This is a genomic window from Nocardiopsis sp. NPDC057823 (assembly GCF_042797335.1).
Taxonomy (GTDB): Bacteria; Actinomycetota; Actinomycetes; order Streptosporangiales; family Streptosporangiaceae; genus Nocardiopsis; species Nocardiopsis changdeensis.
In genome coordinates, this window is sequence record NZ_JBHVLR010000016.1 from 1 (window position 1) to 12,250 (window position 12,250).

Annotated in this window: 11 protein-coding genes; 3 read left to right on the forward strand and 8 right to left on the reverse strand. The window is 73.9% G+C overall.

Features of this window, described 5'->3' with window-relative positions; genetic code table 11:
* Positions 1-130: 130 nt before the first annotated feature.
* A complete protein-coding gene (locus ACFVNO_RS22855) occupies positions 131-649 on the reverse strand; it encodes a hypothetical protein (RefSeq protein WP_355261219.1) in 519 nt (172 codons plus the stop codon).
* Between the two features lie 174 nt (positions 650-823).
* On the reverse strand, positions 824-2,206 hold the full coding sequence (locus tag ACFVNO_RS22860) for an amino acid permease (protein ID WP_355261821.1): 1,383 nt from the start codon (positions 2,204-2,206) through the stop codon (positions 824-826).
* Between the two features lie 345 nt (positions 2,207-2,551).
* Between ACFVNO_RS22860 and ACFVNO_RS22865 the strand changes: the two genes are divergently transcribed.
* The 3 genes from ACFVNO_RS22865 (at position 2,552) to ACFVNO_RS22875 (ending at position 5,421) form a co-directional block, all read left to right on the forward strand.
* Complete coding sequence (locus tag ACFVNO_RS22865) at positions 2,552-3,844, forward strand: histidine kinase (RefSeq protein WP_355261216.1); 1,293 nt, start codon at positions 2,552-2,554, stop codon at positions 3,842-3,844.
* Positions 3,841-4,488 (forward strand): response regulator transcription factor, encoded by a 648-nt coding sequence (locus ACFVNO_RS22870; protein WP_355261213.1) that lies wholly within the window; start codon positions 3,841-3,843, stop codon positions 4,486-4,488. Before ACFVNO_RS22865 ends, ACFVNO_RS22870 begins: the two co-directional genes overlap by 4 nt.
* Positions 4,489-4,671: 183 nt before the next feature.
* Positions 4,672-5,421, forward strand: coding sequence for a class I SAM-dependent methyltransferase (locus tag ACFVNO_RS22875; protein ID WP_355261210.1), 750 nt, complete (start codon positions 4,672-4,674; stop codon positions 5,419-5,421).
* 54 nt (positions 5,422-5,475) lie between these two features.
* Here the strand turns inward: ACFVNO_RS22875 and ACFVNO_RS22880 are convergent, their stop codons facing one another.
* The 6 genes from ACFVNO_RS22880 to ACFVNO_RS22905 form a co-directional block, all read right to left on the reverse strand.
* Entirely contained in the window at positions 5,476-6,234 is a 759-nt protein-coding gene (locus tag ACFVNO_RS22880; protein ID WP_355261818.1) for an alpha/beta fold hydrolase, read from the reverse strand.
* A 24-nt stretch (positions 6,235-6,258) separates the two neighbouring features.
* Positions 6,259-7,059 (reverse strand): exodeoxyribonuclease III, encoded by an 801-nt coding sequence (locus ACFVNO_RS22885; protein ID WP_378895750.1) that lies wholly within the window; start codon positions 7,057-7,059, stop codon positions 6,259-6,261.
* Between the two features lie 21 nt (positions 7,060-7,080).
* Positions 7,081-8,079 carry a tyrosine-type recombinase/integrase gene (locus tag ACFVNO_RS22890; protein WP_220561043.1) on the reverse strand — a complete coding sequence of 333 codons (999 nt, stop codon included), beginning with the start codon at positions 8,077-8,079 and terminating at the stop codon, positions 7,081-7,083.
* A gap of 145 nt (positions 8,080-8,224) precedes the next feature.
* Positions 8,225-8,530, reverse strand: coding sequence for a hypothetical protein (locus ACFVNO_RS22895; protein WP_355261203.1), 306 nt, complete (start codon positions 8,528-8,530; stop codon positions 8,225-8,227).
* A 219-nt stretch (positions 8,531-8,749) separates the two neighbouring features.
* Entirely contained in the window at positions 8,750-9,832 is a 1,083-nt protein-coding gene (locus tag ACFVNO_RS22900; RefSeq protein ID WP_355261812.1) for an acetate/propionate family kinase, read from the reverse strand.
* Positions 9,832-12,180, reverse strand: a complete 2,349-nt coding sequence (locus tag ACFVNO_RS22905) for a phosphoketolase family protein (RefSeq protein ID WP_355261200.1) — start codon at positions 12,178-12,180, stop codon at positions 9,832-9,834. The genes ACFVNO_RS22900 and ACFVNO_RS22905 overlap by 1 nt, the downstream gene beginning before the upstream one ends.
* Positions 12,181-12,250 lie beyond the last annotated feature (70 nt).

Here is a 12,250-nt window from a genome sequence, read left to right on the forward strand (position 1 = left end):
GGCCCCCCGGGGTCCCACACCGCCCCGCGTGGCGCCCCACCGGCCGCTCCCCCCCCCCGCCCCCCGGCCGGCCCCCCCCCCCCCCTCTTCCCGGGGATGCGGGCCCGCGGCCGTGCGGGGGACGGGGCGCTCAGGCCCGGTGCCGGGGCACGTGCTGGGCCTCGGGCTCCGCGCGCTTGTCCGCGGGCCGCTCCTCGCCCTCCTCGTACAGGCCCTCGAAGTACTCCTCCTCGGTGACCTCGTGCTCCTCGGTGCGCCGCCAGCGCCCGCCGACGAACACCGTGGCCGCCAGCACCAGCGCCACCGGCACGAACACGCCCAGCGGCAGCAGGTCCAGCGCGCCCTCCAGGCCGGGCACCGGGGGCAGGCGCTCCAGCAGGTGGCCGCGCACCAGCGCCACACCCGTCGCGGAGCCCAGCACCAGCGCCACCGACAGCGGCAGCATCGGGGTCAGCCGCGGGGGGACGGCCAGCAGCGCCACGATGACCCCCACGCCCACCAGGCCCGCCAGGACCAGGGGGCCGCTGCCCTCCAGGACACCGCGCTCGGCGGCGTGCAGGGAGCGCAGGTGGGAGAAGGCCCAACCGCAGGCCAGCAGCAGGACGGGGGCGAGGATGAGACCGGACAGGAAGCCGACGATATGTCGCACGGGGGTGCTCCTCTCAGGGGTTGCGCGACACCTTAGCGACAAAACAGGTGACCAGCACCCGAACCCCCACCGAACGGGACCACCCGGCCCCCGGCCCGCCGACCGTGCCCCGGACGCGCGGCGGGCGCCGCACCCCGGTGGGGGAGCGGCGCCCGCGTCCGGACGTCCGACGGGTCAGGGGGCCCCGGGGTCCCGGCGCAGCCCGTCCGCCCCGGCCCGCCCGTCCATGGGCAGGACGCGGTCCGAGGGCGGGCTGCCGAAGCGCCGCCGCACCTCGAAGGCGGCCAGGGCCACCGCGACCGCGCCCAGGGACGCCAGCAGCGCCGGGCGCTGGTCCGGGATGACCAGCATCGCCACCCCGATCACGACCAGGCCGACGAGCGTGGCCCAGGTCAGGTACGGGAACGCCCAGATGGCGAACCCCAGCCGCTCCGGCTCGCGCTCGCGGACCCGGCGCCCCACCACCAGCTGGGAGGCGCAGATCGTCAGGAACAGCACCAGCAGGATCGCGCCGATGGAGGCCACCAGGAACGGGAACACGTGCCCGGGGAACAGGTACTCGGCCACCGCGGCCACGTACCCGACCACCGTGCCCAGCAGGATCGCCCGCACCGGCACGCCGCGCCGGCTGGTCCCGCGCAGCACGCGCGGGGCGTCCCCCTGGCGGGTGAGGGTGAACAGCATCCGCGAGGAGGTGTACATCGCGGCGTTGAGCACGCTCAGCACGGCGATGAACACCACGATCTCCATGATCAGGGCCGCGCCGGGGATCCCGACGTGCTCCATGACCGCCACGAAGGGGCTGGCCCCCGGATCCACCGTGCCCCACGGCAGCACCGCCACGATGACCAGGATCGAGGCCACGTAGAACAGGCCGATGCGCCACAGCACGTTGGTGACCGCCGTGGCCACCCCGCGCTCGGGCTCGGCGCTCTCCCCGGCGGCGACGGTGATGATCTCCACGCCGCCGAAGGCGAACAGCACCACCACGGTCGCGGCCAGCACGGCCGTCCACCCCTGGGGCGCGAACCCGCCGTGCTCCCACAGGTTGGCGACCGAGGAGCCGTCGGCGCCCTGCCACAGGCCCAGCGCCCAGGCACCGCCGATGAACAGGAACGCCACGATGGTGGCGACCTTGACCAGGGAGAAGAACGACTCGGTCTCGGCGAAGACGCGCACGGAGATGAGGTTGGCGGCCGTCATCGACAGCAGGACCGCCAGGGCCAGGATCCAGGCCGGGACGCCGGGGATCCACCCGGCCAGGATGGTGGCGCCGGCGACGGACTCGGCGGCCACCAGGACCGCGTACATCCACCAGTAGACCCAGCCGATGGTGAAGCCCGCGCGGGGGCCGAAGGCCAGGCGCGCGTAGTCGGAGAAGGAGCCCGCGGCCGGGACCGACACGACCATCTCGCCCAGGGCGCGCAGGGTCAGGAAGACCAGGGCGCCGGCGATGAGGTAGGAGACCACGGACGCGGGGCCGGCCGCCTGGATGACCGCGCCGGAGCCGATGAACAGGCCCGCCCCGACCGAACCGCCGATGGCGATGAGCGCCATGTGGCGGCGCCGCAGGGTGTGGGCCAGCCCGGTGGTGGTGGACTGATCTGGGGTGTTCGCCGCGGGGTTGGGCGGCGTTGTACTGCTCGTCACATCCCCAACACTAGGAGCACACCGTCACCCCGGTGAGCACCGACCCCACAGAAAACACCCCATCAACCCACCAATATGGGGCAAATCACAGTGAAATCCGGCCAACCGGCACGCACATGACCGGGGACACCCACACGGGCGACCGCCGCCACCACACGGCGTGAGCGCCGCCACGCCACCGGTCCGTACCGGTCCGGACCCTCCCCACCACGGGGGAGGCGCACCACCGCCCCGGCGTGCGACGATCACCCTGTGCGCCACCTCCACCGACCGCTCACCACGGCCGCCCGACCCTTCACCAGCGCCCACACCTACCGCCGCTGGGCCTACCTCATCATCGGCGGCGCGCTCCTGACCCCCTACGCCATGGCCGGCCTCGTCCTGGCCACCCTCATCACCCAGGGCGGCACCGCCCAGGAGAGCCCCGGCCCCGCCGGCTGGGCCCTGGGCCTGCTCATCACCCTGGCCGCGCTGGCCGCCACCGCCCGCGTCCCCGCCGTCGCCGGCGCACAGCACCAGCTCGCCCGCGCCCTGCTGCGCGGCCCCCTGAACCTGCTGCCCGACACACCCCCCGCACCCGGTGTGCGCACCTTCGTGTGGCTGTGCCTGTTCACCTTCACCGGCATGGCGGTCTGCCTGGCCACCATGGTCGGCCTCACCGAGTCCGCCCTGCTCGCCGTCGCACCCCTGACCGGCGACCCCCTCGCCCCCGCCGGGCCCCTCACCGTCCTGGGCCCCTCCCCGGACCCGGTCCCCAGCCCGCTGGGCCCCCTCGCGGGCCTGACCCTGCTCCTGGCCGTCATCTCCGCCGTCGCCCTGACCGGCCACCTCATGGCCCGGCTCGCCCCGCGCCTGCTGGGCCCCTCGCCCGCCCGCCTGCTCGCCGACGCCCAGGCCCGCGCCCGCACCCTGGCCGAACGCAACCGCCTGGCCCGCGAACTCCACGACTCCCTGGGCCACGCCCTGTCCGTCATCACCCTCCAGTCCGCCACCGCCGCCCGCCTCATCGACACCGACCCCGACTTCGCCCGCCAGGCCCTCACCCACATCGCCGACCAGGCCCGCACCGCCACCGCCGACCTCGACCACGCCCTGGGCATCCTGCGCGAGGACACCACCGCCCCCACCGCGCCGCCCCCCGACCTCACCCACCTCACCCACCTGGCCGAGACCGCCTCCCACACCGGCACGCCCCTGCACCTGGCCCTGAACGGCGACCCCCGCACCGTCCCCGCCCTGCTCTCCCGCGAGACCTACCGCATCGCCCAACAGGCCCTCACCAACGCCCTCACCCACGCACCCGGCCGCCCCCTCGACCTCACCCTGGACATCGCCCCCCGACACCTGCACCTCACCGCCACCAACCCCCTCCCGCCCCGCCGCCCCCTGGGACGGCGCCGCACCGGCGGCCGCGGCATCACCGGCATGCAGGAACGCGCCCACCTGCTCGGCGGCACCCTCACCGCGGGCCCCCACCCCGCCGCCGACCCCACCCACTGGACCCTCGACCTCACCCTGAACTGGAAAGACACCGACACCCCATGATCCGGATCGCCCTGGTCGACGACGAAGCCCTCATCCGCGCCGGGCTCGCCGCCCTCATCAACGCCGAACCCGACATGGAGGCCGTCGGCCAGACCGACGACGGCGCCGGCGTCCCCGACCTGGTCGCCCGCACCCGCCCCGACCTGGTCCTCATGGACGTGCGCATGCCCCGCCTGGACGGCATCCAGGCCACCCGCACCCTCACCGCCCGCCCCGACGCCCCCCGCGTCCTGGTCCTGACCACCTTCGACAACGACGCCTACGTCTGGGACGCCCTGCGCGCCGGCGCCACCGGGTTCCTCCTCAAACGCACCCCGCCCGAGGACATCCTGGCCGCCATCCGCATCACCCACCGCGGCGAGAACCTGCTCTTCCCCACGGCCCTGCGCGACCTGGCCGCCACCAGCCCCTCCCGGCCGACCCCCGCCGCCCGCGCCGTGGCCACCCTCACCCCCCGCGAATCGCAGACCCTCACCCTCATCGCCCAGGGGCTCACCAACACCGAGATCGCCCACCGCCTGCACCTGGGCACCGAGACGGTCAAGACCCACGTCTCCAACATCCTCACCAAGCTCGGCGCCCGCGACCGCACCCAGGCCGTCATCGCCGCCTACGACTCCGGCCTCGTCCAGGCCCGCCGCTGACCGCGACCGCGCCGCGACGGGGGAGGGCCGGACCGGGCCACGGCGGGGGAGAAGGGGCGAACCCCGACGAACCCGCCCCGCCCCGGGCCCGCGGCGACGACACGCCCACCACAACCCCGGCACCCGGTCACCGGACTGCTACGTTCGGCAATCACACTCCGTCGCACCACCGGGAGCAGCACCGTGCCGACCATCGACCTGGACCACATCAGCACCCTCTACCGCACCCACCGCGACGGCCTCGCCCACGCCCGCGACCACATCCGCGCCCTGCCCGCCACCCCGGCACCCGCCCCCGCACCCCACGACATCGAAGCCGAGATCACCTACCTCCTCGTCCGCCACCACGCCCCCGACCACGTCGTCCGCATCGGCACCGCCCACAGCACCGCCACCGCCTGGACCCTCGCCGCCCTGCACCACAACGGCACCGGCCGCCTCCACACCTTCGACACCCACGACCCCCACCCCCACCACCTCCCGCCCGGCATGGACCCCGACCGCTGGACCCACACCAAGGGCGACGTCCGCGCCAAACTCACCCACCTGCCAGAACACACCGGACTGCTCGCCCTCGACAGCACCCACGGCGGCTGGTTCGCCCGCTGGTACCTCCACCACCTCCTGCCCACCCTGGACCCCCACACCCCCATCGCCGTCCACGGCGTCTTCCAGCACCCCCACACCCCGCCCTTCACCGAAGGCGCCCTCGTCCTGTCCTGGCTCGCCAACAACACCACCGGCTACTTCACCGCCTCCGCCGCCCGCGCGCCCCACGCCCACCGCGCCCTCACCGACCTCAAGGCCGCCCTCGGCCTGGACGCCCCCCTGCACCCGACCCGCACCGACCCCGCGATCTTCTTCCACCTGCCCACCCGCCCCCACCCCGCCTCACCGGCCACCACCCGGCCCCGCGCCCACGCCACCCACTGACCCGGCGCACGAAAAAAAGGGGGGCGGCCCCAGGCCACCCCCCACCGCACGCGCTCACACGCCGTCGGACTCCAGCGAACGCCCCTCACGCGCGGCCGCGCTCTCGCGCACCCACACCACGTCGGCCGCGTCCGACACGATCCGCGTGAAGTCCACCGGCTGGTCCAGGCTCACCATGTGCCCGGCCCGCGGCACGTTCAGCAGACGCCCCTCCGCGCACGCCTCGAAGAACTGCCGCTCGTGGATCCGGAAGTGGTCCCGGGCCCCGTTCACCAGCCACACCGGCCCCGGGTACCGCTCCAGCGCCGCCAGCGCGTCCATCTCCGCCACCGCGTCGATCACCGCCGTGGCCGCCTCCACCGCCAGACCGCCGTCCAGCACCGCCTCGGCCGCCGTGTCGCGCAACGTCAACCGGTGGAAGCGCTCGTTCAGCGTCGCCCCCTTGTCCGGCAGCCGGTCCATCAGCACCGCCGGGATCCGGTACACCTGCGCCAGCGCCTGCGCGGGCTTGGCCGTGCAACTGGCCGCCACCAGCCCCGCCACCTTCCCCGGCGCCGCCGCGGCCGTCGCGATCGACACGAACCCGCCCAGGCTCAGCCCCACCACCAGGGCCCGGCCGCCCACGCCGTCGATCGCCTCCACCACCGCGTCCACCGCACGGCCCAGCGAGAAGTCCTCACCCCGCCGCGACCCGTGGCCCGGCAGGTCGGGCGCGACCACCCGCCGGCCCTGCTCCGTCAACAGGTCCACCTGCGGCCGCCACATGCTCCCCGACACCCGCAGACCGTGCACCAGCACGATCGGCACACCCACCGGAACGCCCATGCACCCCACCCCTCACACCTGGTAGCGCACCGTCACCGGCGCATGATCGGACCAACGCCCCGCACGGTCGGGATACCGCTCCACCCGACCCTCCACCACACGGCCGGCCAACTCCGGCGTGCAGACCTGGTAGTCGATGCGCCATCCCGTGTCGTTGTCGAAGGCACGCCCACGATACGACCACCACGAGTACGGGCCCTCCTGGTCCGGGAACAGCGCCCGCACCACGTCCACGTACCCGGCCTCACCGAACACCCGGTCCATCCACGCCCGCTCCTCGGGCAGGAACCCCGAGTTCTTCGTGTTCGCGCGCCAGTTCTTCAGGTCGGCCTCCCGGTGCGCGATGTTCCAGTCCCCGCACACCACCAGGTCCCGGCCCTGCTTCCGGAGCTCCTCGCGCCGCCTGACCAGGTAGGGCAGGAACGCCTTCATGAAGCGCTCCTTCTCGTCCTGGCGCTCGGTCCCCACCTCGCCCGACGGCAGGTACAGGCTCGCCACCGACACCCGGCCGAAGTCCGCCTCCAGGTACCGGCCCGACGCCTCGAACTCGGCCTCGCCGAACCCCACCCGCACCGCGTCGGGCTCCACCCGCGAGTACACCGCGACGCCGGCGCGCCCCTTGGCCTCGGCCGGGGCCAACGCCACGTGCCACCCCGGGGGAGAGGCCACCTCCGGAGGCAGCTGGGCCGCCTCCGCGCGCACCTCCTGCAGGCACACCACATCGGCCGTCGAGGCCGACAACCAGTCCACGAACCCCGGCGACTTCTTCGCCGCGGCCCGCAGCCCGTTCACGTTCACCGTCGAGATCACCATCGTCTGCTGCACGCACACAGCCTAACCAGCGCCGCCCACGACCTCGCCGCGATCGCCCCCCGCCAACCGCCGCACCACCCCGTACGTCCGGTTCGACGACGCCGCGTCCCGCGTCGCCCGCGCCGTCACCTCGATGTACGCCTGCGAGGACGCCACCGAGGCGTGCCCCAGCAGGTGCATGATCTCGGTGACCGACGCCCCGTCCTCCGCCAGCCGCGTGGCGAACGTGTGCCGCAGCGCGTGCACCAGCGTCCCCCGCGCCACCCGGTCGTTCACCCCCGCGTGCCGGTAGCACTGCCGCACCAGGTACTGCAGCCCGCCCCGCCGCAGCCCCTCGCCCCGGTTGTCCACCAGCAGCGGGTCCGCCCCCGCCACCGCCCCGAACCGCTCCCGCCGCGACGCCAGGTACGCCTCCAGCAGCACCTCCAGCGGCCGCTCGATCGGCAGCACCCGCTCGCCGCCCCCCTTGCCGACCACGCGCACCCGCATCTCGCCCGACCGCCCCGACACCGAGTCCACCCGCAACGCCAGCATCTCCGCCGACCGCATCCCCGTCAGCAGCGCCAGCGCCAGCACCGCCAGGTCCCGCTCCGGCCACGGGTCGCGCGCCTTGCGCGCCCCCCGCGCCAGCGCCTCCAGCAGCCGCTCCGGCGTGTCCTCGCCCCGCAGCGGCTTGGGGCCCGAGGGCCGCACCCGCGGCCGCGGCACCGCCGGCATCGGGTTGCCCGACAGCACCCGCTCCGACACCCAGAACCCGAAGAACCCGTTCCACGTCGACCACGCCCGCAGCACGCTCGACGCCGCCCTGGACGCCGCGAACTCCGCGAAGGCCCCCCGCAGCGTCGCCACGTCCAGGTCCGCCCACCGCAGCTCCTCCGGCCGCGCCCCCCGGATCCCGGCCGCGCACCCCAGCACCCCCAGCAGGTCCCGCCGGTAGGCCGCCACCGTGTGCTCCGACGGCTTGGCCGCCCGACGCGCCACCAGATACTCCTCCACCGCATCCACCAGACGCTCGCTCATGCCCACAGCATTCCCGATCCCGGCCCCCACCGCCCACACGGCACGGACCCGCCGACCGGAACACCCCTTCCCCGCACACGACGAAGGGGCCCCCGCAGCACCCGCCGCGAAAGCCCCCACCGGACCCGCCCCTACGGGCGGACCCTCACTCCGTCTCCAGACCGGCCAGGTAACGGCGCACCAGACGCCGGCCCGCATAACGCTCCCTGCGGTTGGCCGCCCTCACCATCGCCTGCCACTCCGCCCTGCACGCCCGGTCGTTGCACCCCGAACAGCAGGTGCGACCCCACAGCAGCACACCGGGGTCCTCCCACCGGCACCGCGTCCCCTCGTCCCGGGGACCGGGACGCTCGGGCAGATCACACGGGCCGAAGCGGTGATCGTGCACCGCCCCGGGACCATGCTCGGCATGGCGCACCCACAGGGGCTTGGTGGCGTCCGTACGGGACATCTCGTTCCTTCCGGAACCCGCCGCCCGCACCCCGGACCCTCCGGACGGGCGGCCAGGTCCTGAACCTCACGCCCATCACCTCCCGCCGTACACGCATGGACCCCGGACGATACCCCCCACCCCCGCCACCGGCAAGGGAGAACCACGGGGGAGCAGACCCCGCACACCACGACGGGCGCGGACCCCGCGGCCCGCGCCCGTCCCACCGGGGGAGGGGGCTCACACCCCCGCCACCTCCCGCGCCCCCCGCGCGATCTGCACGTCCTCACGCGTGGGGACCACCAGCGTCCGCACCGACGCCCCCGCACCCGAGATGTCCGCCTCCCCGGACACCCCCTCGTTCGCCGCCCGGTCCACCACCACCCCCAGAAAACCCAGCCCCTGCGCCACCGCCCACCGCACCGGCGCCGACCGCTCGCCCACACCCGCCGTGAACACCAGCACGTCCAGACCGCCCAACGACGCCGCCATCGCCGCCACCGACGCCCGCAACCGGTGCACGTACACCCCGAACGCCAGCACCGACCGCTCCTCGCCCCGGCCGACCCCCGCCAGCACCTCCCGCATGTCCGCCGTCCCCGCCAACCCCACCAGACCCCCGCCCCGCTCCAGCCCCTCCGCCACCTCGTCCGCGCCCAACCCGCCCTCACGCTGCAACCACAGCACCATCCCCGGGTCCACGTCCCCCGAACGCGTCGCCATCACCAGCCCCTCCAGCGGCGTGAACCCCATCGTCGTGTCCACACACCGCCCCTCCGCCACCGCCGCCAACGACGCACCCGCACCCAGGTGCGCCGTCACGATCCGGCGCCCGCCCGTCCGCCGCGCCGCCACCCCCGACACGTACGCGTGCGACAACCCGTGGAACCCGTACCTGCGCACCCCGAACCGCTCCCGCCACTCCGACGGCACCGCGTACGTGAACGCCTCCGGCCCCAACGACGCGTGGAACGCCGTATCGAAACACGCCACCTGCGGCACCCCCGGCACCGCCTCCGTGATCGCCTCCACCCCCGCCAGCGCCTTGGGCTGGTGCAGCGGCGCCAACGGCGTCAGCGCCGCCAACCGCTCCACCACCCCCGCGTCCAACCGCACCGGCTCCGTGAACTCCCGACCCCCGTGCACCACCCGGTGCCCCACCGCCTCGGGGGAGGGCAGCCCCTCCAGGAAATCCCGCACCGCCGACGGATCCCACCCGCCGTCCACCAGCTCGACCGTCCGCGACCCCAGCACCGCGTCGTCGGAGTCCAGCAGGCTCAACTTCAGCGTCGAGGACCCCGCGTTCACCACCAGCACCCGCATCAGTACGGCCACACCCAATCCCTGATATCCGCCGGGTCCTCACCGTGCTCCCGCGTGTAGAGCCGGTGCCGCAACCGCTCGTCCACCATCCGCTGCCGGATGTGCGCCGCCCGCTCGCCCAGCCCCGGCACCCGGTCGATCACATCGATCACCAGGTGGAACCGGTCCAGGTCGTTGAGCATCACCATGTCGAACGGCGTCGTGGTCGTCCCCTCCTCCTTGTAGCCCCGCACGTGCAGGTGCCGGTGGTTCCGGCGCCGGTACGCCAACCGGTGCACCAGCCACGGATACCCGTGGAACGCGAAGATCACCGGCCGGTCCGACGTGAACAGCGCCTCGTACTCCGCGTCCGGCATCCCGTGCGGGTGCTCGCTCGCCGGCTGCAACCGCATCAGGTCCACCACGTTCACCACCCGCACCCGCAGCTCCGGGAACAGCCTCCGCAGCAGGTCCGCCGCCGCCAGCGTCTCCAGCGTCGGCACATCACCCGCGCACGCCAGCACCACGTCCGGGTCCCCGCCCCCGTCCGTGCTCGCCCACTCCCAGATCCCGATCCCGCGCGTGCAGTGCAGCACCGCCTCCTCCACCGACAGGTAGTCCAGCGCGGGCTGCTTGCCCGCCACCACCACGTTGATGTAGTCCCTGGACCGCAGGCAGTGGTCCGCCACCGACAGCAGCGTGTTCGCGTCCGGCGGCAGGTACACCCGCACCACCGACGACGGCTTGTTCAGCACCACGTCCAGGAACCCCGGGTCCTGGTGCGTGAACCCGTTGTGGTCCTGCCGCCACACGTGCGAGGTCAGCAGGTAGTTCAACGACGCGATCGGCCGCCGCCACGCCAGCCCCTGCGTCACCTTCAACCACTTCGCGTGCTGGTTGAACATCGCGTCCACGATGTGCACGAACGCCTCGTAGCAGCTGAACAGCCCGTGCCGCCCCGTCAGCAGGTAGCCCTCCAGCCACCCCTGGCACAGGTGCTCGCTCAGCACCTCCATCACCCGGCCCCGCCGGGCCAGGTGCTCGTCCACCGGGAGGATCTGCGCCCCCCACACCTTGTCCGTCGCCTCGTACACCGCCGACAGCCGGTTCGACGCCGTCTCGTCCGGCCCCACCAGACGGAAGTTGTCCGGGTTGTCGCGGATGACGTCGCGCAGGAAGTGCCCCAGCACCCGCGTCGCCTCACTGGTGTGGGTGCCGTGCCCCTCGAACACCGACCCGTAGCGCCGGAAGTCCGGCAGCCGCAGGTCCTTCAGCAGCAGGCCCCCGTTGGCGTGCGGGTTGGCGCTCATCCGCCGCCCGCCCTGCGGCGGCAGCCCGCGCAGCTCCTCCACCGGGGCGCCCGCCTCGTCGAACAGCTCCTCCGGCCGGTACGACAGCATCCACTCCCGGAGCATCCGCCGGTGCTCCTCGTTGGAGCGCACCTGCGCCAGCGGCACCTGGTGCGACCGCCAGGTGTTCTCCACCGGGGCCCCGTCCACCTCCCGCGGGCCCGTCCACCCCTTGGGGGAGCGAAGGACGATCACCGGCCACGTCGCCCGCCGCTCCAGCCCCGAGGTCCGCGCCACCCGCTGGATGTCGGCGATCCGGTCCATCGCCTCGTCCAGGGCCTCGGCCATCCGCCCGTGCATGTACACCGGGTCGTCGCCGCTGACCATGATCGGGTGGTAGCCGTGGCCCCGGAACCGCTGCAGCAGCTCGTCCTCGGGGATGCGCGCCGACACCGTCGGGTTGGCGATCTTGTAGCCGTTCAGGTGCAGGATCGGCAGGACGGCGCCGTCCTGCACCGGGTCCAGGAACTTGTTGGAGTCCCAGCTGCCCGCCAGCGGCCCGGTCTCGGCCTCGCCGTCGCCGACGATGCAGGCGACCACCAGGTCCGGGTTGTCGAACACGGCCCCGAAGGCGTGGGCGAGCGCGTAGCCCAGTTCGCCGCCCTCGTGGATGGAGCCCGGGGTCTCCGGGGCGACGTGGCTGGGGATGCCGCCGGGGAAGGAGAACTGGCGGAACAGGCGCTTCATGCCGGGCCCGTCGCGGCTGACGTCCCGGTAGACCTCGCTGTAGGTGCCCTCCAGCCAGGCGTTGGCCACGGCGGCCGGGCCGCCGTGGCCGGGGCCCATGATGTACATCATGTCGAGGTCGCGGGCCTTGATGACCCGGTTCAGGTGGGCGTAGCAGAAGTTGAGCCCCGGGGTGGTGCCCCAGTGGCCCAGGAGGCGGGGCTTGATGTGCTCGGGGCGCAGTTCCTCCCGTAGGAGGGGGTTGTCGAGCAGGTAGATCTGGCCGACGGAGAGGTAGTTGGCTGCGCGCCAGTAGGCGTCGATGCGTTGGAGTTCGTCCTGGCCGAGTCCCATGCTCTTCTCCCTGGATGGTGTGGTCGGGGGAGTGCGGGGATCGGCGGGCTCCCGGGTGAGGGGGAGGGGC

Bases quoted from the DNA above. Each gene is read 5' to 3' on its own strand.
- ACFVNO_RS22860 (WP_355261821.1), bottom strand. From the start codon at position 2,206: ATGGCGCTCATCGCCATCGGCGGTTCGGTCGGGGCGGGCCTGTTCATC.
- ACFVNO_RS22870 (WP_355261213.1), top strand. From the start codon at position 3,841: ATGATCCGGATCGCCCTGGTCGACGACGAAGCCCTCATCCGCGCCGGG.
- ACFVNO_RS22885 (WP_378895750.1), bottom strand. From the start codon at position 7,059: ATGGTGATCTCGACGGTGAACGTGAACGGGCTGCGGGCCGCGGCGAAG.
- ACFVNO_RS22890 (WP_220561043.1), bottom strand. From the start codon at position 8,079: ATGAGCGAGCGTCTGGTGGATGCGGTGGAGGAGTATCTGGTGGCGCGT.
- ACFVNO_RS22895 (WP_355261203.1), bottom strand. From the start codon at position 8,530: ATGTCCCGTACGGACGCCACCAAGCCCCTGTGGGTGCGCCATGCCGAG.
- ACFVNO_RS22900 (WP_355261812.1), bottom strand. From the start codon at position 9,832: ATGCGGGTGCTGGTGGTGAACGCGGGGTCCTCGACGCTGAAGTTGAGC.
- ACFVNO_RS22905 (WP_355261200.1), bottom strand. From the start codon at position 12,180: ATGGGACTCGGCCAGGACGAACTCCAACGCATCGACGCCTACTGGCGC.